Origin of the sequence: Streptomyces sp. DT2A-34 (genome assembly GCF_030499515.1) — a bacterium.
In the GTDB taxonomy this organism is placed as follows: domain Bacteria; phylum Actinomycetota; class Actinomycetes; order Streptomycetales; family Streptomycetaceae; genus Streptomyces.
This window is the reverse complement of sequence record NZ_JASTWJ010000001.1, coordinates 6,064,226-6,089,409: the sequence shown is the minus strand read 5'-3', so window position 1 is coordinate 6,089,409 and position 25,184 is coordinate 6,064,226. Positions and strand designations below refer to the sequence as shown.

General features: G+C 67.2%; 24 protein-coding genes. 14 read left to right on the top strand and 10 right to left on the bottom strand.

The features are described 5' to 3' along the window. Positions 1-158: 158 nt before the first annotated feature. Positions 159-1,655, bottom strand: a complete 1,497-nt coding sequence (locus QQM39_RS27380; RefSeq protein ID WP_302003741.1) for an N-acetylmuramoyl-L-alanine amidase — start codon at positions 1,653-1,655, stop codon at positions 159-161. Between the two features lie 141 nt (positions 1,656-1,796). Between QQM39_RS27380 and QQM39_RS27375 the strand changes: the two genes are divergently transcribed. The 4 genes from QQM39_RS27375 (at position 1,797) to QQM39_RS27360 (ending at position 8,638) form a co-directional block, all read left to right on the top strand. Next, on the top strand, positions 1,797-2,552 hold the full coding sequence (locus QQM39_RS27375) for a TIGR03089 family protein (protein WP_302000205.1): 756 nt from the start codon (positions 1,797-1,799) through the stop codon (positions 2,550-2,552). Positions 2,553-3,478: 926 nt separating this feature from the next. Beyond that, positions 3,479-4,687, top strand: a complete 1,209-nt coding sequence (locus tag QQM39_RS27370; RefSeq protein ID WP_302000204.1) for an LCP family protein — start codon at positions 3,479-3,481, stop codon at positions 4,685-4,687. 227 nt (positions 4,688-4,914) lie between these two features. After that, the gene (locus QQM39_RS27365; protein ID WP_302000203.1) at positions 4,915-6,714 is read left to right on the top strand and encodes an LCP family protein; all 1,800 of its coding nucleotides are present in this window, start codon (positions 4,915-4,917) and stop codon (positions 6,712-6,714) included. 337 nt (positions 6,715-7,051) lie between these two features. Continuing rightward, complete coding sequence (locus QQM39_RS27360) at positions 7,052-8,638, top strand: LCP family protein (RefSeq protein ID WP_302000202.1); 1,587 nt, start codon at positions 7,052-7,054, stop codon at positions 8,636-8,638. Positions 8,639-8,659: 21 nt separating this feature from the next. Here the strand turns inward: QQM39_RS27360 and QQM39_RS27355 are convergent, their stop codons facing one another. Then, positions 8,660-9,688 carry a glycosyltransferase family 2 protein gene (locus QQM39_RS27355; protein ID WP_302000201.1) on the bottom strand — a complete coding sequence of 343 codons (1,029 nt, stop codon included), beginning with the start codon at positions 9,686-9,688 and terminating at the stop codon, positions 8,660-8,662. Positions 9,689-9,831: 143 nt separating this feature from the next. Here QQM39_RS27355 and QQM39_RS27350 point away from each other — a divergent pair, with 143 nt between their 5' ends. Both QQM39_RS27350 and QQM39_RS27345 read left to right on the top strand, forming a co-directional pair. Further along, positions 9,832-11,286 (top strand): LCP family protein, encoded by a 1,455-nt coding sequence (locus tag QQM39_RS27350; protein ID WP_302000200.1) that lies wholly within the window; start codon positions 9,832-9,834, stop codon positions 11,284-11,286. Positions 11,287-11,490: 204 nt separating this feature from the next. Beyond that, positions 11,491-11,853 carry a four-helix bundle copper-binding protein gene (locus tag QQM39_RS27345; RefSeq protein WP_302000199.1) on the top strand — a complete coding sequence of 121 codons (363 nt, stop codon included), beginning with the start codon at positions 11,491-11,493 and terminating at the stop codon, positions 11,851-11,853. Between the two features lie 91 nt (positions 11,854-11,944). Here the strand turns inward: QQM39_RS27345 and QQM39_RS27340 are convergent, their stop codons facing one another. Next, positions 11,945-13,237 carry an LCP family protein gene (locus QQM39_RS27340; RefSeq protein WP_302000198.1) on the bottom strand — a complete coding sequence of 431 codons (1,293 nt, stop codon included), beginning with the start codon at positions 13,235-13,237 and terminating at the stop codon, positions 11,945-11,947. A gap of 119 nt (positions 13,238-13,356) precedes the next feature. Between QQM39_RS27340 and QQM39_RS27335 the strand changes: the two genes are divergently transcribed. The 6 genes from QQM39_RS27335 to QQM39_RS27310 all read left to right on the top strand — a co-directional run bounded on the left by QQM39_RS27335 (position 13,357) and on the right by QQM39_RS27310 (position 17,216). Next, positions 13,357-13,914 carry an acyl-CoA thioesterase gene (locus QQM39_RS27335; RefSeq protein ID WP_302000197.1) on the top strand — a complete coding sequence of 186 codons (558 nt, stop codon included), beginning with the start codon at positions 13,357-13,359 and terminating at the stop codon, positions 13,912-13,914. 462 nt (positions 13,915-14,376) lie between these two features. Further along, positions 14,377-14,568, top strand: a complete 192-nt coding sequence (locus QQM39_RS27330) for a hypothetical protein (RefSeq protein WP_240121885.1) — start codon at positions 14,377-14,379, stop codon at positions 14,566-14,568. After that, on the top strand, positions 14,552-15,076 hold the full coding sequence (locus QQM39_RS27325; RefSeq protein ID WP_302000196.1) for a DUF6879 family protein: 525 nt from the start codon (positions 14,552-14,554) through the stop codon (positions 15,074-15,076). The genes QQM39_RS27330 and QQM39_RS27325 overlap by 17 nt, the downstream gene beginning before the upstream one ends. Further along, positions 15,073-15,903 (top strand): helix-turn-helix transcriptional regulator, encoded by an 831-nt coding sequence (locus QQM39_RS27320; RefSeq protein ID WP_302000195.1) that lies wholly within the window; start codon positions 15,073-15,075, stop codon positions 15,901-15,903. Before QQM39_RS27325 ends, QQM39_RS27320 begins: the two co-directional genes overlap by 4 nt. 535 nt (positions 15,904-16,438) lie before the next feature. Further along, entirely contained in the window at positions 16,439-16,663 is a 225-nt protein-coding gene (locus QQM39_RS27315; protein ID WP_073757712.1) for a DUF397 domain-containing protein, read from the top strand. Between the two features lie 85 nt (positions 16,664-16,748). Beyond that, on the top strand, positions 16,749-17,216 hold the full coding sequence (locus QQM39_RS27310) for a hypothetical protein (protein ID WP_302003740.1): 468 nt from the start codon (positions 16,749-16,751) through the stop codon (positions 17,214-17,216). Between the two features lie 52 nt (positions 17,217-17,268). Here the strand turns inward: QQM39_RS27310 and QQM39_RS27305 are convergent, their stop codons facing one another. The 4 genes from QQM39_RS27305 to QQM39_RS27290 form a co-directional block, all read right to left on the bottom strand. Beyond that, a complete protein-coding gene (locus QQM39_RS27305; RefSeq protein ID WP_302000194.1) occupies positions 17,269-18,534 on the bottom strand; it encodes a DUF3987 domain-containing protein in 1,266 nt (421 codons plus the stop codon). 175 nt (positions 18,535-18,709) lie between these two features. After that, entirely contained in the window at positions 18,710-19,456 is a 747-nt protein-coding gene (locus QQM39_RS27300; RefSeq protein ID WP_302000193.1) for a histone-like nucleoid-structuring protein Lsr2, read from the bottom strand. Between the two features lie 500 nt (positions 19,457-19,956). After that, positions 19,957-20,301: a hypothetical protein gene (locus tag QQM39_RS27295; protein ID WP_302000192.1), complete on the bottom strand. Its 345-nt coding sequence runs from the start codon at positions 20,299-20,301 to the stop codon at positions 19,957-19,959. 165 nt (positions 20,302-20,466) lie between these two features. Beyond that, complete coding sequence (locus tag QQM39_RS27290; protein WP_302000191.1) at positions 20,467-21,378, bottom strand: hypothetical protein; 912 nt, start codon at positions 21,376-21,378, stop codon at positions 20,467-20,469. A gap of 42 nt (positions 21,379-21,420) precedes the next feature. Between QQM39_RS27290 and QQM39_RS27285 the strand changes: the two genes are divergently transcribed. Then, positions 21,421-21,708 (top strand): hypothetical protein, encoded by a 288-nt coding sequence (locus QQM39_RS27285; protein ID WP_302000190.1) that lies wholly within the window; start codon positions 21,421-21,423, stop codon positions 21,706-21,708. A 14-nt stretch (positions 21,709-21,722) separates the two neighbouring features. On the opposite strand, the gene QQM39_RS27280 is transcribed toward QQM39_RS27285, so the two are convergent. From QQM39_RS27280 to QQM39_RS27270, 3 genes are all read right to left on the bottom strand, one after another. Continuing rightward, positions 21,723-21,995 carry a helix-turn-helix domain-containing protein gene (locus tag QQM39_RS27280; RefSeq protein WP_302000189.1) on the bottom strand — a complete coding sequence of 91 codons (273 nt, stop codon included), beginning with the start codon at positions 21,993-21,995 and terminating at the stop codon, positions 21,723-21,725. A gap of 909 nt (positions 21,996-22,904) precedes the next feature. Beyond that, complete coding sequence (locus QQM39_RS27275; RefSeq protein WP_302000188.1) at positions 22,905-23,078, bottom strand: helix-turn-helix domain-containing protein; 174 nt, start codon at positions 23,076-23,078, stop codon at positions 22,905-22,907. A gap of 70 nt (positions 23,079-23,148) precedes the next feature. Beyond that, entirely contained in the window at positions 23,149-23,700 is a 552-nt protein-coding gene (locus QQM39_RS27270) for a hypothetical protein (protein ID WP_302000187.1), read from the bottom strand. A 57-nt stretch (positions 23,701-23,757) separates the two neighbouring features. Between QQM39_RS27270 and QQM39_RS27265 the strand changes: the two genes are divergently transcribed. After that, positions 23,758-25,011: a site-specific integrase gene (locus tag QQM39_RS27265; protein WP_302000186.1), complete on the top strand. Its 1,254-nt coding sequence runs from the start codon at positions 23,758-23,760 to the stop codon at positions 25,009-25,011. The last annotated feature ends 173 nt before the right edge of the window (positions 25,012-25,184 follow it).

The window sequence follows — 25,184 nt, the reverse complement described above, 5'->3', positions numbered from 1 at the left end:
TCTCTGCTTCCTGCCGGGACCGGCCGAACTGTCTTTCGGCCGGCCAGTGTATGCAGACCGTTGTACGGCGCCCTCGTCGGCAGTGCGGCGTTCCGCCTCTTGTCCCCCGACGGCGGTGAATGCGTCCCCCGTGTAGCCCGTGTACCCGCCCCCCCGGCTCAACGTCCCTGGTAGCGGGCCGCCGTGGCGCGGGCCGTGCCGAGTTTGCGGTAGAGCTGCCGTCCCGGGCACTCCGTCAGGAAGCCGTCCCGATGGCCGGAGATCGCATTCAGTCGTACGTTCTTTCCCTTTCGGTAGAGATTGCCACCGGCGGACTTCAGGTATGTCTTTCCGCGCGGATTGACGCCGAAGAGACCCAGTTTCCACGCCGTGAGCCGGGCCACGGCCTTCACCGACGCCTTGGTCGGCTTGGTGGAGCCGTAGCTGCCGAGGACGGCGATGCCCATGCTGTTGGTGTTGAAACCGAGAGTGTGGGCACCGAGGACCGGCTTCGCCACTCCCCCGGCGCGTCCCTCGTAGATGTTTCCGCACTTGTCGACGAGGAAGTTGTAGCCGATGTCGCGCCAGCCCATGCTCTTGACGTGGTAGCGGTAGATACCGCGGATGAGCGAGGGCACCTGCGAGCACCAGTACTTGCTGCCGGTCGCCGTGTGATGGACGAAGGCCGCCTTCACCTTCTTCGTGTAGACGAACTGCCGCTCCCGCCACCCCTCGTTCGCGCCCCAGCCGCGCCGGGTGACGATGCGCGGCCGCGGCCCGATGTACGGCTTCGCCCGCTGCGCCTGCGTCAACTCGTCACCGCGCAGGGCCAGCAGCTCCCGTTCGGTCTCGGCCCGGCCGAGTGCGGGGATCGCCGCGATGCCGAGGGGCGCGAGTTCGGCGTTGGCGGCGGAGGCGGCCGTGTCGGCGGCGGAGGCGCCGAGCGCCTCCGCGGTCTCGGCGGTCTCGGTCTGCAGGGATCCGGGACGGGGGGCGCCGGGGTCGTCCGGCGCGGGGGCGGCTTCGCCGGGATCGACGAGTTCGAGGCGAAGGCCGGCGGGGAGCGGAGAGACGACGCCGGTGCCGGCCGGCGGGGTCGGATCACCGCTGCCCGGCCCCCGTGCGCCGTCCTTGGACCCGGCCTCGACGGCCTGCGCCGTCACCCGCACCTCCACGGCGTCCGACTCCCCGACCCACAACGGTGCCGTGGAGCCGCGCACCCGGCCGGAGGTGCGTTCGACGCTGCCGGGGTCGGCCGCGTGCTCGCCGTTGTGCGTCTCGACGTCCTGCCAGTCGGACCAGGTGCCCGTGCCGACGGCGCGGGTGCGGACCTGGACGCGGCCGTGCAGTTCGGCGTCCGGGTCGTCCCAGACGACGCCTACGAGGGAGAAGTGCCGTACGTCTCGTGGGGACAGGCCCTCTATGGCGGGGGCGCCGACGACGCGGTCACGGGCGAGGGGGGTGAGCGGGGCGAGGGGCATCGACTGGGTGCTGCCGGGAACGTACGACTCGGCGTCCTCCTGACGCACCGCCGGCCCGGCCACCGCCTCCCCGCGCGTGGCCGCTTCCGCACTGAACGCCGGTCTCGCGGTCGACGCGACGGCGGGTGGGGTGAGCGGGAGGGCTAGAGCGGCCGCGCACGTGACACCGATCAAGGAAGCAAGAAATCCACGCATACCCCAGATGTTGGACATAGCCATACAAACCTGTCCATCCAGGAGTTGACGGGGTGTCGGCGTCCGATTCGCCCGAACCGGTGGTGGCGGGGTGCCCCGAGCGGGGGGTGCGCGCCTGTGTGTCCGCGTACGCTTGCGCGGGTGAACGCCACCGATCGCACCCCTGCCGACCTGCTGCGTTCCGCGCTCGCCGCGGATCCCGGACGTCCCCTGGTGACCTTCTACGACGACGCCACCGGGGAACGCGTCGAATTGTCCGTGGCCACCTTCGCCAATTGGGTGGCCAAGACCGCGAATCTGCTCCAGGGCGACCTCGGGGCCGGGCCGGGTGACCGGGTCACGCTGCTGCTGCCCGCCCACTGGCAGACGGCGGTCTGGCTGCTGGCGTGTGCGTCGGTGGGCACGATCGCGGACGTGGGCGGGGATCCGGCGGCGGCCGACGTGGTCGTGAGCGGGCCGGACACGCTGGAGGCGGCGCGGGCGTGCCGGGGGGAGCGGGTCGCGTTGGCGCTACGGCCGTTGGGGGGCCGCTTTCCGCAGCCGCCGGCCGGCTTCGCCGACTACGCCGTGGAAGTGCCGGGTCAGGGCGACCGTTTCGCCCCGTACGCGCCGGTCGACCCCGAGGATCCCGCCCTGATCGTGGCCGGCCGGGAGTTCAGCGGCGCCGAGGTCGTCGAACGCGCCCGCGCCGAGGCGACGGGGCTGGGCCTCACGGGCCCGGGCTCCCGCATCCTGTCGTCCCTTCCCTACGACACCTGGGAGGGCCTCAACGCCGGCCTGTACGCGGCGCTGGCGACCGACGGCTCGGTGGTCCTGTGCCGCCACCTCGAGTCACTGAACGAGGACGCCCTCGCCAAGCGCATCGAAAGCGAGCGGGTGACGACGACGGCGCGATAGCCCTCACGGGCAGCTGGGCCGAGGTCACTGGCGCCGTCCACTTCTGGGGTTGCCCGGCGTGAGGGCTGGGCGAGCAGGGTCTCGCGCCCGGCACCGGGTGACTGCGTCGGCCGGGCCGAGTCACAGGCACCGTTCACTTTGCGAGTCGCCCGGCGTGGGGGCTGGGCGGGGGTGGGTCACGCAGCCCGGCACCGGATGACCGCGTCGGCCGGGCCAAGTCACAGGCACCGTTCACTTTGCGAGTCGCCCGCCGTGGGGGCTGGCCGAAGGTGGGTCACGCAGCCCGGCACCGGATGACCGCGTCGGCCAGGCCAAGTCACAGGCACCGTTCACTTTGCGAGTCGCCCGCCGTGGGGGCTGGCCGAAGGTGGGTCACGCAGCCCGGCGCTGACGGGGCGCCGCCCGCGCCCACCCGTGCCGCCCCAGCGGCACGACTGCCCGCGGATTGGGCGGGACCGCCCGCGGCCGGGGCGTGGGACGGGCCTCCGGCTAGGGCGGGACGGCCTGCGGCTGCGGCGTGGGACTGACTGCCCGCGGCTAGGGCGGGACGGCCTGCGGCTGCGGCGCGCGACGGCCCCCCGGCCGGGGCGGGACGGCCCGCACCCGCGTACGGCGGCAAGGGGACGTGCCGGGGGGTGTCCGCCCGCAGAGTCGGGCGTCAAGAAACGGCACCTCTAGCCCAACGCCCACCGCCCGACCGAGGACGGACACCCCCCGGCACGGCCCCGACCCACCACGCAACCCAAGGCGCTACCCGCACCCCCACCGGACAACAACAGGCCGCCGCAGGCACCCCCGCCCAACCGCCGGAGGCACCCGTCACCCATTCAGCCCACCACCACCCACCCCCCACCCCCCATCCAAGCCATGGTCGTAACAAGCAGCCCACACCACACGCACTACGCCATGAGGGGTGGACCCAGCCGATGACCGACTCCGCACGCACGCGCCGGGGGGCGTCGGCCAGCAGCAGGGGGCCCATGCGGCGGTGGGTGCGGCGTGGGGCCCTGGGGATCGGGCTCGTGCTCGTCGCCGCTGGCGGGGCGGGGTGGGCCGTATACGCCAAGCTCGACTCCAACATCACGCCCGACGAGGCCGCCGCCGCCGAACTCACCCGGTACGAGAAGGAGCGCCCCACCTCACTGGTGCGCGACGCGCGGAACATCCTGCTCATCGGCTCGGATTCGAGGGCGGGCAAGGGAAACCGGCGCTACGGACGCGACTCCGGGACCGAGCGGTCCGACACCGCCATCCTGCTGCACCTCTCCGCGGGGCGCCGCAGCGCCACCGCCGTCTCGATACCCCGCGATCTGATGGTGGACGTCCCCGGCTGCCGGCGCCCCGACGGCAGCCGTAGCAAGCCCATGTTCGCGATGTTCAACTACGCCTTCCAGGTCGGCGGTTCGGCCTGCACCGTCCGTACCGTGGAGCGGCTCACGAACATCCGCGTCGACCACCATGTGGTCGTCGACTTCCACGGTTTCAAGGAGATGGTCGACGCCCTCGACGGCGTGGAGATCTGCCTCACCGAGCCCATCGACGACAAGGCCGCCAAGCTGAGGCTCCCCGCCGGAAAGGTGACGCTCAACGGCGAGCAGGCCCTCGGCTACGTCCGCGCCCGCAAATCCCTCGGCGACGGCAGCGACACCGACCGCATGGAGCGCCAGCAACGATTCCTCGCCGCGCTCGTCCAGAAGGTGCAGAGCAATGACGTACTGCTGAATCCGGTCAGGCTCTACCCCGTCCTGGACGCCGCCACGTCCTCCCTCACCACCGACCCCGCCCTGGCAAGCTTGCGCGGTTTGTACGAACTCGTCCGCGGCGTGCGCGACATCCCCACCGAACGCGTGCAATTCCTCACCGTCCCTCGGGAGTCGTACATCTACAACGCCAATCGCGACCAACTCGTGGAGCCCGAGGCCGAGCGCCTCTTCGAGCGCCTGCGCGTCGACGCCCCGGTGGAAGTCGTGAATTCGCCCGAAACATCCCCCGGCGCTCCGCACACATCTCCGCACAGGAGTTCGCATTACGGCGACGGAAAGGCAGCCGCCGAGCGTCCCGACGACCACGCGGGACCCACTCCCCCGGCACCCACCTTCCGCGGTAACACCGCCGCCGAGAACCCCTGCGAGTAAAGCGCTCACCAAGTCGGCGAACCCCAGTTCAAAGAAATGGGATGGATTGCCCAGTTGTAGGGACGTGGAATTTGTCACCGTCGTGGCTTGACGCTGAACTGGGCGGATAGTGTGAGCGATCCGGTGCACCCGGCCGTAGTTAGGCTTGCGCACTGTTTGAACCGAGAGACCCGAGCGCCTTGGAGGGGGAAGGCGCCGCGTGGCCCCGACGGAGGAATCAGACAACCGTGGACGCGCAAGGCCGTGGGCGGGCGGACGACATCGACCCCGCAGACCAGTGGGTGCTCAATCCGAATACCGGCGAATACGAACTGCGACTGACTCCTTCCGCACCGCAGTCGTCGGTTCCGGGACCCCGTAGATCCGCTTCCCGCGCAGGCGCCGGAGCGCGTGCCGCCGGGGCGCCGGCCACCGCGGGCGCCGGAGGTTCAGGCGCCGGTGGCGCTGGGCGCGGCCGGACCACGACCCCGGGGCGCGAGACGCGGCCGGCGTCGCCGGGCCGTGAGGTCCCCCCGCAGCGCAGGCGCCGGGGCGCGCCCGAGGAGCCGCCGCCGGGGCGGCGCGGTCGCCGGGCTCCGGTGAAGAAGAGCAAGGCGAAGAAGGCCGTGCTCTGGACCGGCGGAATCATGGCGTTCGTGGTGGTGGCCGCGGCGACCGGCGCGTACCTCTACATCGAGCACCTCAACGACAACATCCAGTCCGTCTCCGACGACGGCGCGAGCACCGGTGGCTTCCAGAAGGACAAGGCCATCAACATCCTGCTCATCGGCACGGACAAGCGCACGGGCGCGGGCAACGACAAGTACGGCGACTCGGGCAGCGCCGGGCACGCCGACACCACGATCCTGCTGCACGTCTCCAAGGACCGCTCGAACGCGACCGCGCTCAGCATCCCCCGCGACCTGATCGTCGACATCCCGGACTGCCAGACCACGCAGGAGGACGGCACCCAGAGGGTCATCCCGGGCGAGACCGGCGTCCGCTTCAACACCAGCCTCGGCCAGGAGGGCCGTACGCCCAGCTGCACCATGCGAACGGTCACCGAGCTGACCGGGATCAAGCCGGACAACTTCATGGTGGCCGACTTCAACGCGGTGAAGACGCTGACGACGGCGGTCGGCGGCGTCGAGGTGTGCCTGGCCAAGGACATCGACGACCCCGACTCCCACCTCAAGCTCAGCGAGGGCAAGCACGTCATCGAGGGCGAGCAGGCGCTGGCCTTCGTCCGCACCCGGCACTCCGTGGGCTTCGGCGGTGACCTGAGCCGGATCGGGCTCCAGCAGCAGTTCCTCAGCGCGCTGATGCGGAAGCTGAAGTCCAACGACACGCTCACCAGCCCGTCCAAGATGATCAAGCTGGCCGAGGCGGGCACCGAGGCGCTGACCGTCGACAGCAACCTCGACAGCATCGACAAGCTGAAGGACCTCGGCCTGGAGCTGGGCAAGCTCAACACCAAGAACCTGACCTTCACCACGATTCCGGTGATCGACAACCCGGCCGAGAAGGTGAAGGCGACCGTCGTACTCAACGAGACGACAGCCCCCCAGGTCTTCCAGGCGATCCAGAACGACGTCTCCTTCACCGAGGTCAAGCAGCAGAAGAAGAAGGAGGCCGCCGCCGTGTCCGCCCGGCTGAAGGGCACCAAGGCCGACCCCTCCGAGGTGCGGGTGCAGGTCTACAACGGCGGGGCGCCCGCGGGCAGCGCCCAGGAGACCCTCACCTGGCTGCAGACCGAGGAGGGCGTGACCAAGTCCGAGAACGCGGGCAACGCCTCGACGACGCTGTCGAAGACGACGCTCGAGTACGCACCGGACCAGGCGGACCAGGCACGCCGGCTCGCCGCCATCATGGGGCTCTCCGGGTCCGCGATGAAGCCCGGCAAGAGCGTGACCAACTCCCAGGGCCTGCCCACGATGACCCTGACGCTGGGCAAGGACTTCAAGGGTGCGGGCGTGTCCCTCACGGCTCCGACCAAGGCACCCGACGTGGAGAAGTCCACGGCGGACAAGGTCGAGTGCGCGAAGTAGGTACGCGAGCTCCGGTACGGAATCTGCGGCGGGGAACGCAACTGTGCCGGACCCTCGTTGGTCTGACACAGGACACGGTGGTGTCAGGCGCGTTGGCCTGGCACGCCGCGTAGCCGTGCAGGGCGTGGATTTTGCCGACACGTGGCCAACCCGGTTCGGACTCATACAGGTCTGACAGGTTGCGAACCGGTGTCGGACAGGGTGGCCCGACATGGTTCGCTCCGCACGGACAGGGAGGTCCGCCGCGAGGCGAAGCCGTGTCGGGCCAAGGGTGGGGAAGGGCGAACAGTTGGCGCAGAGCAGTGTGCGGGGGGAGGCCCCCGCGGTGGAGGACACCATGTCCCTCACACCGCGGGCCGACCAGGACACGCCCGCCGACCAGGGCGGCCGGCACGGTGGCGGGGGTCGCAGGGGCGGCCGCGGAGCCGACGGCAGACGCCGCAGACGGCGTGCGCTGCGCTGGTCGGCGACGGTTCTGGCGGTGGTGATACTGGGCACCGCGGGTGCCGGGTATCTCTACTACCAGCACCTCAACGACAACCTGAAGAAGGACGACCTCAACATCGGCGACGCGAAGGACCGCGCCGCCGAGAGCGAGGCGAACGCGGCCGGCCAGACGCCGCTGAACATCCTACTGATCGGCTCGGACGCGCGGGACAGCAAGGAGAACCAGAAACTCGGCGGCGCCAAGGAGACGTTCGGCGCCACTCCGCTCGCCGACGTCCAGATGCTGCTGCACGTCTCCGCCGACCGCACCAACATGTCGGTCGTGAGCATGCCGCGCGACACGCTGGTGGACATCCCCAAGTGCACGGACCCGGACAGCGGGGACGTCTACGAGGCCGTCGACCGCGCGATGACGAACCGGTCGCTGGGCCGCGGCGGCCCGGGGTGCTCGGTGGCGACGTGGGAGAAGCTCACCGACATCCACATCGACCACTTCATGATGATCGACTTCTCCGGTGTGGTGTCGATGGCCGACGCGATCGGCGGCGTGCCGGTCTGCGTGAACGCCAACATCCTCTCCAAGGACAGCGAGGGCCACGGCTCCGGGCTGAAGCTGGAGAAGGGCACGACGTACGTCCAGGGCGAGCAGGCCCTGCAGTGGCTGCGCACCCGGTACGGCTTCGAGGACGGCAGCGACCTGGCCCGCGCCAAGGCGCAGCACATGTACATGAACTCGATGGTCCGCGAGCTGCGCAAGAACGCGAAGCTCAGCAACCCGGGCAAGCTGCGCGCCCTCGCCGAGGCGGCCACCAAGGCACTCACCGTCGACCCGGGCCTGGGCACGGTGGCGAAGCTGTACGACCTGGCCGGCGAGCTCAAGAAGGTGCCGACCTCGCGCATCACCATGACGACGATGCCGAACGAGTACGACACGGTCCAGACCGGCCGGGTGGTGCCCACCGAGGACGCGACCAAGCTGTTCCGGCTGGTGCGCGAGGACGTCGCGCTCGACGGCAAGGACAAGAAGAAGTCCACCGAGGAGAAGGCCTCCACCGACCCGGCCGCGGCGGACGGCGAGATAGCCGTCCAGGTGCGGAACGGCACCCGCACCGACACCCTCGCGCCGGTCCGCGGCCGCGCGACCACCGTCGCCGGGCTGCTCGTCGGCAAGGGCTTCACCCAGGCCGTGGCGGACGCCTCGGCGACGCCGGTCGAGGACACGACGCTCGTCCGCTACCCGAGCGCCGACCTGGAGGGCGACGCCCAGCGGGTCGCCAAGGCCCTCGGCATCCCGACCAGCGCCGTGGAGAAGTCCACGGACGTCTCCGGCGTCACCCTCGTCGTCGGCGCCGACTGGCGGGAGGGGACGGCGTACAAGGCGCCGAGGCAGGACGACAAGACGCCGGACACGGCGGACGCGCTGAACGCCTCCGACACCAAGGCCTGCATGAAGGTGAACCCGAACTTCACGTGGTGACGGCACCCGATACCGGCGGGCTCAGTTGGCGCTGAGCACCGCCGGGCGGCGGGAGGCGATGACCTTCTTCGCCAGGGACCGCGGGCTGGTCAGGAAGCCGTAGCCCCAGGACATGTGCATGGTGGCGAGGGCGACGGGGATCTGCAGGCGTGCCTTCACCGGCAGGCCCTTGCCGGCCGGGATCGAGCCGGCGGTGATGGCCGCGAGGTAGCCACCGGGGACCACCAGCGCCCACGGGGTCACCAGGGCGCCCAGCACGAGGCCCGCCGCGATCGCGCACACCGCCGTCGGCGGGGCGAGGTAGCGCAGGTTGATGGAGCCGGCGTGGTAGCGGGCGACGACATGGCGCCAACGGCCGTAGTCCTTGTACTGCTTGGCGAGGGCGCGCACCGAAGGACGCGGCCGGTACGACACCTTCAGCTCGGGCGAGAACCAGATCAGCCCGCCCGCTTCCCTGATCCGGAAGTTGAGCTCCCAGTCCTGGGCGCGGATGAACTCCTCGTTGTAGCCGCCCTGTTGCTCCAGCGCCTCGCGCCGGAAGACACCGAGGTAGACGGTCTCGGCCTGCTGCGCCTCGCCGCCGGTGTGGAAGGCGGCGTTGCCGACCCCGATCTTCGAGGTCATCGCGGCGGCGACGGCGTGCTCCCAGTCGTTCTCGCCCTCGGCGTGCATGATGCCGCCGACGTTCTGCGCGCCGGTCTCCTCCAGGAGCCGTACGGCGGTGGCGATGTAGTTCGGTGAGAGGATCCCGTGGCCGTCGACGCGGACGACGATCGGGTGGCGGGAGGCCTTGATCGCGGCGTTGAGCGCGGCGGGCGTACGTCCGGTCGGATTCGGAACCGTATGGACACGGGAGTCCTCGGCGACGAGCTGAGCCGCGATCTCGTCCGTGCGGTCCGTGGACGGACCGAGGGCGATCACGACCTCCATCTCGCCGGCGTACTCCTGCGCGAGGATCGCTTGGACTGCTCCGCGCAGATGCCGCTCCTCGTCGAGGACGGGCATGATGACGGACACGGCGGGGAGCTGCACGTCGGGATTGGCGTTCATAGGGGGCTCACGTTACCGCGAACGGGGGACACCGGTGCGCCCCGCCGGGGTCGCTGCCCCGGTCAGCAGATCGTATGGGCCTACGGTGCTCACGGATCCCACGTACGGCCCCCAGGGCAAGCCCCAGCGGAAGGTAGCCCCCCATGCCCACGCCGCCCCGCCGCTCCCCCGCCCCTCCGCAGCGCCGCCCGCAGCCGACCCGCGGCGGGGCGCGGCCGGTCGCGCCCGCGCGGCGGAGAAGGCCGCGCTGGGCCATGCGGGCGGTGACCACGCTGTCCGTGGTGGTGCTCGCCTCCGCCGGGATCGGGCACGCGGTGGTGACCAGCCTGGACGCGAAGATCGCGCGCGTGGACCCCTTCAAGGACATGAAGAACCGGCCGCAGGCCGGGCACGGGATGAACGTCCTGCTGGTCGGCACGGACGGCCGTGACCGCATCAGCGAGGAGGAGCGGCGCAAGTACCGGCTGGGCGGGGCGCCCTGTCACTGCACCGACACGATCATGATCGTGCACATCTCGGAGGACCGGGAGCGGGCGAGTGTGGTGAGCCTGCCGCGCGACTCGTACGCCGAGGTGCCCGCCGGTGAAGGGCGCAAGGCACACCCCATCAAGATCAACGCGGCGTACGCGGAGGGCGGCCCGAACCTCACCGTCGCCACGGTCGAGCACATGACCCGCATCAAGATCGACCACTATCTGGAGGTCGACTTCACCAGCTTCATGAGGACGGTGGACGTGGTCGGCGGGGTGCAGATCTGCACCGCCGAGCCGATGAAGGACTCGTACACCGGCCTCGACCTGCCGGCCGGCACGCACCGGCTGATGGGCGGGGAGGCGTTGCAGTACGTGCGCTCGCGGCATGTCGACAGCGCCTCCGACCTGGGCCGGGTGCAGCGCCAGCAGCGTTTCATGGCGGCGCTGATCGAGCGGGCGACGTCGTCCGGGATCCTGCTGAACCCGATGCGGTTCCGGGATGTGACGCGGGCGGTGCTGGGTTCGGTGCGGGCCGACGAGGGGTTCGGGACGGGCGAGTTGCTCGATCTCGGGCGGGCGATGCGGAACTTCTCGCCGTCGTCGTCGGAGTTCACGACCGTGCCCATCCAGCAGCTGGAGCACACCGTGAAGGGCGTCGGTTCCACGGTGAAGTGGGACGCCGCGAAGTCCGAGCGTCTGTTCAGGGCGCTGCGCGAGGACGAGCCGCTGTCCGTGCACCGGCCGAGGCGCAGGCCGGTCCGGGTGGAGGTCGCCCCACAGGAGATCCACGTCCAGGTGGAGAACGGCACTCAGGCCGCCGACCTCGGCAAGCGCGTCGACGCTGCGCTGGCGGCGACCGGGTTCCGGACGACGGGGCGGCCGGTGAGCGCGGCGGACCGCCCGGTGAAGCGCACGGTCGTCGCCCACGACCCGCGCTGGGACCGCTCGGCGAAGTCCCTGGCCGCCGCGGTGCCGGGGAGCGAGCTGCGCGCGGTGAAAGGGCTGGGGCCGACGCTGAAGATGATCGTCGGGACGGACTTCAGGCAGGTACGCAAGGTACGGGCCGCGGACTCGACCGAGGGCGAGTCGATGGTGGTACGGGGCGACGAGGCGGGGTGCTCGTAGGGGATCACGCTCCTCACCTGCACCGAGGCGGGCCGTAACCTCAATGGACCCGTGCGGCGACCTCCGGCGTAACGCCGGGCACCTTGCCGTGTGCGGCACCCGGGGTGAATCGTTCGCGTCCGTCCGATGGCGCGGTGCGGCGGGCGGGCGTAGGACGGAAGGGCACGGGGCCCGCCCCGGGCTTCCCGCACCCCAGGAGGAGCCATGACCCAGCAACGAACCATGACCGCCATGAGCAAGGAGATGCAGGCCTGCGTCGACGCGTGCATGTCCTGCCACGTGGCCTGCGAGGAGACGATGAGCTCCTGCATGCAGATGGGCGGCCAGCCGCAGATGCAGATCATGCGGGCGCTCATGGACTGCGCCGAGACGACCCGTATGTGCGCGGACATGATGATGCGCCGCTCGCCCATGTCGGCCGAGATGTGCGCGATGTGCGCCAAGGCCTGTGACATGTGTGCCGAGGCGTGTATGTCCATGCCGGACGACCCGCAGATGATGCGCTGTGCCGAGGCGTGTCGCCGCTGCGCCGAGTCCTGCCGCGCGATGTCGGGCGCCACCATGTGACGACAGTCCGGCGCCCCCCGGAAACACTCGAGGGCACCCCCTGGGGTGCCCTCGACTGCTGTGCGCGGACGCCGCTCGGGCCGCGCGCCGCTCAGTTGCCGGAGACGGTCACCGTCTCGTCGTTCTTCAGCTGCTCCACCAGCGTCTTCACCTTCGCCTTGTCCCAGACGAGGTTGCCGCCCGAGGAGCCGGAGATCGGCATGTTCATCGACTTGCCGTCGCCGCCGCTGACGCCCTTCATCGACCAGAACATGTCCGCCAGGTCGAACAGGCCCATGTCCTTGTCGACGATCAGCGAGTCCAGCCCCGCACCCATGGTCGGGTACAGCTTGAACGGGTTGAGGATCGTGCTCGGCGTCGCCACCTGGTTGGCCAGGGCCGAGAGGAACTTCTGCTGGTTCTTCGTGCGGTCCAGGTCGGAGCCGGCCAGCGCGTAGCGGGTGCGGACGAAGGCGAGCGCCTCCTCGCCGTTCAGGGTCTGCGTGCCCTTCTTGAAGTCCGCGCCGGACTTGGAGTCCTTGATGTCCTGCGGGATGTCGATCTCGACACCGCCGACCGCGTCCACGATGTTCGCGAAGCCGGCGAAGCCGATCTCGACGTAGTGGTCGATGTGCAGCCCGGTGTTGTACTCGACGGTGCGGACCAGCAGCTCCGGGCCGTCCTCGGCGTACGCGGCGTTCAGCTTCACGTGCCGGCCCGTGCCCTTGTACGTCTTGCCGGACTCGGAGCCCACGAAGGTCGGTATCTCGACGTCCGAGTCACGCGGCAGCGAGATCAGCGTCGGGCCGTTGTCGCCGGTGTGCAGGATCATCATCGAGTCCGTGCGCTTGCCCTCGGCGGAGCCGGTGTGCAGTGCCTTCTTCTCCTCGGCCGACATGCCCTCGCGGCTGTCGGAGCCGACGATCAGGTAGTTGGTGCCCTCGCCCGCCTCCGGCCGGTCGATGACCTTGGACAGGTCGACCTCGCGGTTGAGCTTGGAGTCGGCCCAGAAGTAGGTGGCGACGGACGTCACGACGAGGACGGTCACGACGGTGATCGCGGTCACCTTGATACGGCGCCGCCAGTTCGGCGCGGGCCGCGGCTCGCGCATCCCGCGGCCCCCGGGGCCACCCGGGCCGCCGGACCCGCCGTAGACCTGACCGGTGTTGTAGCCGCTGTCGTACCCGTCGTCGTGGACGGTGTCGTCGCCGTAGCCGCCGTGGCCCTGGCCGTTCACGTACGACGGCTGCTGCGGCACCCCGCCGTACCCCTGGCCGGGCGGCGCCGCCGGACCGCGGCGGACCTGCCGCATCACGCGGGCGCCCTCGGGCTGTGCCCTCGAGCTGCCGCGTCCGTAGCGGTTACCGCGATTGTCGTCGGACCATCCACCGGGCCAGTCATTCATGCGCCCCAGTGTGCAGGGCACGACCAGGTCCCTTACAAGGTTCGGGGGAAAATAGAGGCACGGCTGTTGCGAACCCAACACAAAGTCCGCGAATCTCGGGGCGGCATAAGGTGGAGGCCATGACAGACCAGGTCACCGCCGCAGAGTCGGGCACTCCGGAGATCCCGGGCAAGCCGACCTCCGCGTCCCGCACCACCCTCAGCCACATCATGACCCACAACGACACCAACCTGCTGGGTACGGTGCACGGCGGCGTGATCATGAAACTCGTCGACGACGCGGCGGGCGCCGTGGCCGGCCGGCACAGCGGCGGCCCCGCCGTCACCGCGTCCATGGACCAGATGGCCTTCCTGGAGCCGGTCCGCGTCGGCGACCTCGTCCATGTGAAGGCCCAGGTCAACTGGACCGGCCGGACCTCGATGGAGGTCGGCGTACGGGTCCTGGCCGAGCGCTGGAACGAGTCGGCGCCGCCCACCCAGGTCGGCTCGGCCTACCTGGTGTTCGCGGCAGTGGACGCCGACGGCAAGCCACGCCGTGTCCCCCCGGTGATACCGGAGACCGAGCGCGACAAGCGCCGCAACCAGGAGGCCCAGATCCGCCGCACCCACCGCCTGGCCCGCCGACGCGCCATCAAGGAACTGCGCGAGAAGCGGGCGGCCGAGGGTTTCGACGACTGAACGCGCCGCCGACCCGGTGGACACCCCGACACCGACAAAGCCCCCGGCATGATGCCGGGGGCTTTGTCGTGCGAGAACCCTGTTAGCGTGCGAGAACCCTGTCAGCGTGCGGGAACCCTGCCGGAGGGCTACGGCAGGTTCCGCGCCATCACGATGCGCTGGACCTGGTTCGTACCCTCGTAGATCTGCGTGCTTTACAGGCCATACAGCTCTGACCTGCACGAACACCCCTCCCTGGAGGGGCCTCCCCAGCATTTCCCCATGATCGTCAGCAGTCTGCCCAGGTGGGCGCCGTACCAGAGACGCCACCACACGCCGCGCGACAGACGAGCGGGCTCGTGGCAGGTTACGCGGTTTCCTGTTCCATCAACCGTGATCGCTTGACCCACGCACCTCACCCTCGGGAGCATCGAGCCACACGCGGGGTAAATGGCAGCAGCACGCGAGAGGGGAACCAGGACCATGAAGGTCACCAAGCTGGTCAGCACGTGCGACATCAAGGACTGCCCGACGATCTACGCGACGGATCGCGGCACCTTGCTGGTGCAGGGCGAGACTCCGACCGATCACGGGCTTCAGATTCCCGCTCACGAAACCCTCGTCGAGATCCCGGTGGAACTGATCCAGAAGGCCATCCGTGACAACCTCATCTAGGACCCTCGGCGACCTCTTCGACGCGTTCGAGCGTGAGGCGTTCCGGCTGGAAACCCTGGACGACTACAGCAAGTCCGGGAACGTCGACGCTTATCACGCGTTCCTGGCCGGGGAGCCGCAGCCGGACGACTACAACGCGGGCTGGGTCGAAGAACTCCGCTCACACACAGGAAGAGGGAAACGAGTCTACCGGGTTCACATTCTGCGGCTCCCACTCACGGACTATCTTAGGTTCGAACTCGGGTGGGGGTACCAGAAGAACATGTCCGGGGGTGAGGAGTTCTTCATTCTCGACATCACCGATAGGCCGAACCCCCTAGAGAACGTACCTGATTTCTGGCTCTTCGACTCCGAGTCCGTGGCCGTCATGAACTACGACGGCACCGGAAAGTACCTGGGTTCGGAAGTCCTGCCACCGGAACGCGCGCCGGAATTCGCCGGGCACCGTGACTTGGTGCTGGCGCACGCGGAGCCGTTCACCGAATGGTGGGCCAAGCACGGGGCGTGAACAGGGCACAGCTTGGGGCCGCGCTGCGGGCCCTGCGAGTGGCATCCGGCAAGGAAGCCAAAGCAGTGGCCCGCAGCGCCCTCATGTCTCCGTCCAAGCTTTCCAAGATCGAGAATGCCAAGCTCGCGGCCAGCGCGACGGACGTAGAGCGCATCCTGGCCGCCATCGGCGTCTCGGACGAGGTGAAGGCGGAGTACACCGAGGCTGCGCGGGCATCGGCAACGGAAGCGACGGCATGGCGCCTGTTGAAGCGCATCGGAGTCCACAAGGGCCAGCAAGCCGCCAAGGCCCTTGAGGCCCAGATGTCCACGCTCCGGCTGTTCCAACCGGCCCTGGTGCCGGGGCTGCTCCAGACACCGGAGTACATCCGTGCCGTCCTCCAGCGTCATGATCTGAGTGAGGACTCTCTCTCCCGGACGATCAACGGCAGGCTTGAACGTCAAGCGGTCCTCTACGACAACACCAAGTCGCTGCGGTTCATAATCACAGAACCTGTCCTGCGGTGGCGCATTGTCCCGCCACAGATGATGGCGGCACAGCTCGACCGAATCGTTTCCATTTCCCGCCTGTCTCATGTGGACATCCGCATAGTCCCGTTGCGGATTCAGCAGCGCGACATTGCGAATCATGCGTTCGTCATCCGCGACGATCGAATGGTCACGGTTGAGACCGTCCACGCTGAGGTAGTCGTGACGGACCCAAGGGACGTTGGCCTCTACGTCGAGAAGTTCGAGGGATTCGAACGAGTGGCATTGTCCGGTGACCACATGCGGGGCCTGGTCGAAGGTATCCGCGACGACTTTTTGCGGGAACAGGAAACAGGCTAGAGCCGCATCCGTGGCCCGCCGAAGATGGCGCCATGGAGAGCGAAGAGAGAACTTCCGATCCTGGAACCCACACGACAGCACGAACGTGCCTGTCGGAGTCACCTCGCGAGCCGTCACCCAAACCCGGTTGCGCTGACTGCCTGTCCATATCGGTAGCCCGCGAGAACGCCCGCTCCACGTTCGACTACAGCGCCGTATCCGACGCCAACGTACGGATGCGCCAGCACCACGCAGAAGCGCACGCGTCATGAGCAAGGGAACGGGCTCAAGGCTCTTCGCCGACCGCCCCCTGATGACCATGCGGGTCTCTCGCGACTCAGGGCAGACCTGGGGGCCGGAGCAAGCCGTGGCCACGACGGACGATCTTCCGCCCCTGCTCACGAGCGCTTGGCCGCCATGCGAGTGCTGGCGCTGCACGGAACGCGGCCAAGGTTCCGGACGCTGAAGTCTCTCCCTCTCCTCCCTTGAACTCCCGCCCGGAATGGGCGGCGGCGGTCAGCCATGGCCGCGATTAGTTGAGCAGGAAGGTGCAGTAATGCTGAACGGAACCGACCTGTACGGGCTCGACATCGACGGGGCCTCGTTCGTGAAGGCGTGCGGCGGCCCCTGTACCGAGGGGTGCGTGACCCTGGCCCGGATCGGCGACGACGCCTGGGCCCTCGGCGACAGCAAGCGGCCGGACGCGCAGCCGCTGCGGTTCACCACGGAGGAACTGGACGCGGCCGGGATCGACCCGGCGCGGTTCGGCCTCAACGTCTGATCCTCCCTCTCCGTCAGCCGGGCCGGGTCCATCCCCCGTCCCTGGGCCCGTGCCCGGCTGGCACTTCTCGAAACGGGAACGACTCGTGCACCACCACGGCTATCTGTGGACCGGCCCGAAAGAGCGCTTCGACAACGAGGCCCTACGGCGGCCCCCGCACCCTGAGCCGCCCCCGGCCGGGAGTAGACCGGAGCTGATCCAGCGGTACCGGGAGGTGTCGGCCGAGTTCCCGACCGTTGACCTTCCCCCGCTGGAAACCGCGTACTGGCTCATCAAGCCGCGTTCGCTGGTTCGTGCCACGTGGGATGAGGCGAAGGAAGCGGCGGCCTGGCTCGGGGAACGGTTGGCGGAGTACGCGCCCCGGTTCGCGTCGGAGCCGGAGCGGGACACCACCCATCTGACGCTTCTCGTGAACTCCGCCGATGAGCGGTTGAGGGAGGGCGGTGACGTGTCCCACGGCTTCTACCTCGAACGACCCTCGTACCTGTCCCTGGCCGTCGTGACGTGCTCTCCAAATCGCTCGATGCCTGAACTGGCGTGCCCAGTCAGGTAGTCGAAGCAACAAAGAAGCCCCGGCCAGTGGCCGGGGCTTCTGCATTCGTTGGTTAGAGCAGTGCGCGAAAGGGGTTGGAATCGCTCACCGGTTCCTGCCGCTTCGGTTCGGGCGTGGGCTCCGGCGCTGTGCGGATCGGACGGTAGGCGTCGAGACGGACGACCTTGGTTCCGTTGCTTTCCATTACGGTCCGCTGGGCCGGCGCTGACTCCTCGTGCTGGGAAGTGTTCCCACGGAGTGTGAAGACTGTGGCCGGTCGGCCGGTCTTCCCCGACCGTTCTACGGTGAAGGCGATTTCGGGGAGTGCCTTGACCTCACTGGCGGTTGCCCCCACGTACGGCAGCACCTGAGACGACGTGGCCCGACCGCCGTGCAGTTCGATGCGGGCGCGTACTTTGTCGGCGAGGCTGAGCGGCTGACGCTTCACCTTCGGAGAATCAGCCCCCTTGGTGATCCGTACCGCGTCCTGGACAGAGCGGCGCACGAGCGTGAAAGCGGCCGACAGCATGTCTTCCGTGATGGTCTCGGAGCACTCGGAGGCGGCCAGACAGGCCGCGACCCTGAGCGTCTGCTCTGCGGTCCGTTCGATGAACACGGCCTGCCCTTCGGGCAGGGTCTCGCCCAGGATGCGGGCGTAACGGCGAACGATGCGCCACAACGGGCGGGCATCCTCCGCGAGCGTGATTACTCGGGGCCGAGCGGTGGCCCAACCGTACGCGTCGGACAGTTCCCTGCCGTCCACCTCGGGCAGGCTCACGCGGTCGTCATCGAGCATCGGCACGGCCCCGAGCAAGAACGGGAGGATGCGGTTGTACGAGCCTCCGGCCGCTTCCGACTCACCCACATACTTGGCCCAGTCAGAGGGTGTGATGTGGGAGTGGAGGACCATGGAAGGGTCTCGTACTTCCTGAGCCTCTTCCTTGGTGGTGTTGCGCAGCGTCGTCCCGTCCCACGCTGCCCGCAGCTTGGTGGTGAACGACGGGTCACGCTTCACTCGGCGGAGCACTTCCGACCATTCCTCTTCCACCACCAGGGCGCGCACGTCGCGCCCGTGCTCGGTCTCGGCGGTCGCTTCTTGCTGCTCCCACAGGTGGTTGACCATGCTCGCACCGGACGTGATCCCGGACGTGGTGTGTGTTGCCAGAAAGCGGCCCAGGGACTTGTCCAGGACGTGATGGGCGGCACGCAGCGCCGTTCCCTTGCCCCGCCCCGTTCCGGCCACCAGGGCGGACCACAGCAGCACGGGGCGGGTGTTGCCACGGGATGACACGTGAACCGTTCCGCCGATAGCGGCCGACCACATCGACAGGGCGGCCACGTACACCCCCAGCGCGTCCGCTTCGAGGAACGGGGCGATCTTGCGGACGGCTCGGCCGATCGGGCCGTAGAGAACGGGGGTGCTCATGCTGCCTCTATCTCAAGAAGGGTTAGTTGGGTGGCCATTGGCCGGGGGTGCCGGGCGCTCAGTGCGCCCGGCATGATGGGTGCGGCACTCAGGCCGCTGCCGCTTTTCCCTCGGAGCCGTCTCGGTGCGTCAGCTCGTACGCGTGGCGCACGCTCATGGGGATGCGTCCCTTGGTCGGTACGGCGTGCCCGTTCTCTCGCGCCCACGCTCGTACGGCACGGTTGCGCTCACGCTCGGACATGACCTTGGGGCCGGTCTTGGCAGGCTCGGGAAGCGGGTCACCACCGACCAACTCACCAGCCTGGACAGCCGACTTGAAACGGCCCGGAGTGCGCACGTCCATGCACGGGATGCCACGCTCGGACGCGTCCCTCAGCTTGGTGCCGTTGCGGTCGCCACCCTCGCCCAGGATGAGCAACACCGTGGAGTCATCGGCACGGCCGACAACCTCATACCCAAGGTTGCGAACAGCTTCGCGGGCATCGTTCCACTCGTAACCCGGAACCTCACCAGCGATCATCACGGACCGGACAGGCTCCGGCTCCGGCTCCGGCTCCGGCTCCGGCTCCGGCTCCGGCTCCGGCTCCGGCTCCGGCTCCGAGACAGCCTCCACGATTGGGGCAGTCTCAGGCTCAACCGGTACAGCCTTGGCACTCTCAGGCACACCAAGAGCGTCCATCAGGTACCTGCCGAAGATGATGGAGTGTTCAAGGCAAAGGTCCCAGGTGTGATTCCCCAGCGTCAGAGTGTCCCTGGCCTCTTCCTCACTGCTATCACGCGCAATGTGAGCATCGCAAAAGGTGTGCTGAACGGGGACGAGGACCGTCTTACGCATCGCTGGGAATCCTTTGATTCGGTCGGGCAGTCGGAAGTCTCAGTGTGTGGCCGGAGCGTTGCTCTTACAGCCGCCGCATCGTGTGATGCGAACTGATCACATCCTGCCTAAGCCTTATCACGGAATGATCACGAACGAATTTCTAAACGATTACTCAAATGAATGCAATAGCGGGGGTATTGGGTAATAGAAAAGAAATGGGGACCGCCGGGGGCGCCTCCCTTCCATCGCGTTCGCCAATCAAATCCCCGAGCTGAAAAGGGAGGGTCTGGAGCCCTCCCCCTCAGTTCACATCTGGCGACACACATAACACTTCTTCGGCTGGTGCTTCAGTTCGTCACCCCACGGCCTCACCTTTCCGGTCAGTTGCCAGCCGATGTGAATAGCGAACTCTTGGACGCACCCTGAGCACTGAGGCTCAGCCCATGGGCACTCGTACCCGGCTCGGCGTATTCCGTCGTGGGCGCCTGCGGCCCCGGCCTTGGCCGCTCTGCGGGCGCTCACTGCGCATCACCCTGGAAAGTCCATCCCAGACGCTTCATGCCCTCAGCAGTGAGCCCCAGGGCTCCGGCAAGCTGCCTGTACTCGGTCAGATGGTCCCTCGTCGCGGTACCGTCCAGGATCTTGCCGTAGTACGTCAGCATCACGGCCACACTCGGGACGAACGATTCATCCCACATAGCGGCCTGCGGACTGCTCCACCACTGCCGCCACTGTTCGCGCTCAGCCTCGGTCCATTCACGGCCCGATGGCGTGTCGGGTACCGGTAGGCCATGCTCCCAGGGCAGTTCAACCAGACCCTTATATCGGCTGTGGGGTGAATCGGGGTTACGGAACCTGGGCATCACTGACCTCCAAGTGGTTTGGGTCCGTTGGTTTCCATTACTGTCCGCTCGGGCCGGCCTCGGCCCGTTGTGGACGCTGAGTGACGCAGACCGTCTCGGGTCCGTGCTCACAAACGGAGAAGCGGGGCCCCCACCATTTCGGCAGAGGCCCCGTTCTCCAGTACGTCAGGCAGGCCACGTAACTGCGGCCTTGACGATTCCCTTCGTGGGCTTCGTCTCGTCAAAGGTGTTGTCGGTCTTCTTGGTGTCCATCCCCGGGAATCGCACGATCTTCCCGCCATACAGGTGCAGTGTGTCGATGTAGTCGGCCCGGTACTTCTCACTCTGCCCCTCACGGAAGCCCGTGAACTGGGATGCGTAGGTGGCGAATTCACTGTGACCGGCCACGATGTCTACCCCGGACGGCATAGCGGTGGTGGAGGCCACCGTGAAACCAGCCAAACGAGCCACAACGCCATTGGCGGTCACGCCGCCCTCACCGTAGGCCGCAGCATTGGCAATGGAGGGGTGCTCGATGAGGTACCGCTTCACCTTCGGAGATACGACCACGTAACGGCCACCCTCTGGAACGTCGTTGTCATCGAGAGCCAGCATCATGTCAAGAATCCCCGAATAGAGAGTCTGGGGAATGCTCCCCGCAGTGGGAGCGATGTTCGCCAGCGCCGTAGCAGCAGAAGCAATCACATTGCCCATAAAAGTGTCAGCCTGGCGGGCGAGAGCGCGAATCATCTGCTTGTTGATCGGAGAGTTGAAGTCGTCCGAAGCAAGCTGTACCCGCTCCGCATCTTCGATCAAGATTTGCAAGTACTTCGCCTCGGTGATCGGAAGTTCCTGGTCCACCGTCTCAGGCCGCTGTGCGGTCATGCCGTCAGGCAACTTGTAGTCGCCAACGGTCGGACGCAGAAGCGAGTTGATGTGCACAACGTCGCCCTGCTTCCTGATCGTGCCTTCATACTTCCGGTTACTCACGAGGCGAGAGCCCCAGACGAGCAGCGGATCGAACTGGGTCAGAAGCTCGGCATCCCAGATCTCAGGAACAAAGGTATGGGTAGAGGCATTCTGATACGTGAAAGCCATAGGTGGATCTCCTTCTTATCGGTTGCGTGCATCAAGGGAAACGTGGCGCTGCGAGATATGAACGTCATCGCTCTGGCGGCCAAGTCCGATCCCCTGCGCGTATCCCGGCGTCCGGGGCTGGAAAGGCTCAAGAACATGGGCTATGGCCTCGATGGACGGCTGTCCGTCCTCTCCGAGGAGCTTGGAGGCATCCAGATAACCTGCGAACCCTTCTGGCAGGCTGATACCAGCCTTGGCGGCCTGAGCCTTCAGTTCGGCCTGAGCCAGCTTCCCGGAATACTCGCGCTGCATCTCGGCTGCGATGGCATCGGATGGTTCCTGCGCCGCTGATGTGTGGCTCTCACTCATGCCTCAATCTCCTTGTGCATGTCGAGTCGAAGGATGGAATCCAGCGCCACGGCAATACGGCGGTCCTCGGAACCGTCGTCCTCGATCAGAGCCAGAAGAGGTACGCAGAGAATCCTGCTGGCCGCTATCAGCACGCGCAGGCTCGGGCACGTTGACCCCGATTCCCATCGATATACGGTCGACGGGGCTACCTGAAGCTCATCGGCTAGTTCCTCAACGGAGAGGCCGAGAGCAAGACGACGTGCGGTGAAGTGATGACGATTGAACATGCTTCTCCTTGCGGGCCGTTGCCCGAATGCGAATCTGTGACCAAAAGAGAAAGCCCCGGCCTCCCAGAGGTAAGAGGAGGCCAGGGCCGAGTACAGAGAATTCCTTGAGAACGTCTCTCACTGTGTATGTACGTGTCCTCTGCTCCGAAACAGGACACGTTGGCCGGCGGTGAGGTGCAGTTCACACGCTCCGGGGCGGAACAAAATCTGCGGTGTCGTTGGTCTCCAACTCCACTTTCCTTGGCTGGGTTCAGGACCCCCAAAGGTCCTGGACCTGATGTCAGAAATGAGAAGAGGCCCCGACGGAGGGGACTCCTTCTCACTACTACCTACGCTCTATGAGCTATGTACTACCTACTTCTAACTAAGTCCCCGCTCTACCGGGGAAATGAGGACCTTCGAGGGGGGAACCTTGCTGCCAAGGTGGCAAAGGATCTCCCCAAGGGGGTGCCTTGGGGAGCCGGGTGGGCGTTTTCAGCGCTCCCTTGCCCCTTGAGGGATTGGTGTCCGTAACGGTGAGTACGTCGCCATAGGCCGAGTCCGTCAAAGTCGGGTACGTCGCCAGAATGTCCGTGGGGGCAGAGAGCCGCAGATTGGCGGCTCTCCCCTTCTTGCCATGCTGAGTGAAGAATCCCAACCGTGTCAGCACGTCCCGGCACCGCTTCCCAGGATGATCCTTGGTGTTGTAGCCCAGCCGTTGAGCTATCTCCGTGTCGCCGGTGAAAATCGCCCCTGTCCGGCCATTGACGCACCGGAGCTGAACCAGGGCCCAAAGCAAATGTTCCCGCCGGAAATCGTCAGCCTCGGTGGCGATCAATCCTCCCGGCCCGAAGGCGTCAAGGAGTGCACGACTCCATTCCTCCTTCACGTCGTACATGGCGACAAGCAAGCGGCGAGGGTTCGGCTCATTCACTCGGCCCCCTGCTCGTCCAGCCACCGGTCAAGGTCACTCGGTCGGCACCGAAGCGACTGCCCCACCTTCTTGAACGGCAGTCCCAGGGCCTTCCAATTGCCGTACACGAACGACCGGGGCTTGTTCAGGTAGTCGGCCACGTCGTCAACGGTCATCAGCTTCGTGCGCATAGGTCCCCCTAAATGAAAAGCCCCCAGTTGCCTGGGGGCTCATTAAGTACTGCTTCAGTAGTAGCGGACGTCAGTTCTGCTCGTCATCAGAATTAACGAAGGCCGCGAGGACCTCCGTGGTCTTCTCGGTAAGTTCACCGCCAGCCTTGCCCGCAACTGTGGTCAGGTAGCCCTCTCTTCGAGCGCGCTTGAGATGGTCCTTAACAGTCTCGGGACGGCGGCCGACAAGTCGGGCCAGCCACGGAACAGGAGCCGGAGCGCCCAAGTCGGCCATGGTCTTGTAGGTCGAAGCCAGCATGGCCAAGTACGGCTCTGACACACCTTCGTTGGTCAGCAACACGCCCGCCGCCAACCCCGCTTCCTCGACCTTCGCCGTCACCTCCTCCATGCCCTGCTGAAGCTCAGGCGCCTTCTCTGCCAGCTTCATGGCCGCCGCAAGGTCGAGTCTCCGCAGAACAGTCGTAGAGATCCCACGCGCCACGTCACGCGCGGCGGAGCCATCCGCCGCCTCGACAGTGATCCGCTGCGGCCCTCCGGTGATCGGTCCCGTCGGCCACCACATACGGATCACCCAAGCCCCTTGCTTCTGGGTGATCTCGAACCCGCTCTCATTCGCTTCCACGCTTCTGAACGTACCACACAGGGTGAGCCACCCCGTGTTGACAACCCAGGGTGGACCATGGCAGACTGGATCACGCCGGACAACCGGCGCGACGCCGGGCCGTCCGTGCGTCATCGACAGAGGGGGGCTGCCTCAGTGGCAAGGGCATGGGTCGCGCGATCCAAGGACGACCCGAAGAAGTGGACGACGTTCTGGTACGACCCTGACGGGAAGCAACGGCAGAAGACGTTCGCCACCAAGACGCGGGCAGACGACCAGCGCAAGCGCAAGGAACAGGAACTCGACGCCGGAACGTACCTCGACGATCGGTTGGGCAAGCAGCCGGTGACGGCCGTCTGGGAGCAGTGGACCAATCAAAGGAAGCTGGAGAACAGCACCAAGAAGCAGTACCGATCCATCCTCAACACCACCATTGAGCCGTTCTTCAAGGCCCGTTCGATCGTGTCCCTGAAGGTTGCCGACGTTGAGCAGTGGCTCTTGTGGATGGAGCGGGACCGGAAGCTGTCGGCACGCACTCGACGCCAACGGTTCTCGTTCTTCTCCGGGATGATGGACTGGGCCGTCGTTAACGAGATCATCGGCCGGAACCCGTGCAAGAAGGTCAAGGGTGCCGGGAGCCGTGCCAAGGAGATCAGGGAGCACAAGAGCACCGCGCGGCGACTCACGACGAGGGAAGTCCTGGCGATGCTGGATGCCGCTCCTCCGCGATACCGCGCAATGCTGTGGCTAATGGCCGGGTGCGGTCTACGGCTGGGTGAGGCCATGGCGGTGTCCCGTGATCAGATCGACTTCAAGGCCGAGACGCTTCGCGTCGACTTCCAGATTGCGGAGGACGGCGACACGGAGTCGGGCAAGAACAGCGCGATCCAGCGTCGGCACATCAAGGCCCGGGACGAAGGCGAGCCAGGGCGTACCGTCCCCCTCCCTCCGAACGTCGCCTTCGAGCTTCGGCGACACATCAAGAACCACGGCGTATGGGGGCCGGAACGGCTTCTCTTCCCCAACGTGACTCGGACCGGCTACCTCTACGCGTCGTACTTCTACCCGAAGATCTGGATGGAAGCTCTTGGCAAGGGACAGGTGAAGTACTGCAAGGCTCACTCACTCCGGCACTACTACGGGTCTCGGCTGCTGTACGCCGGAGTCCCCGAGAACGACGTGGCCGACTGGATGGGCCACAGCAGTACGGACGTGCTGAGGGAGCACTACCACTACATCTTTGAAGGGGCCGAGCAGCGCGGCCGGGCCGCCATCGCAACGATGCTGACGCCCGGCGCCGACGACCCTACGGAGGCGTCAGAGGTCGCCTGATCCGCATACGACAACAGCCCCCGGCGTCACGCCGGGGGCTGCGTTGTTTGTGCAGGTCAGTGGCCATTTCCAGCCCGGCATCCGCCCAGGATTCCCCCAGCATGACGCCCAGGAACGGTCCTGATCAGGCCGCAACAGACAGAGAGCCCAGGATGCCTCTGCGACCCCTCGAA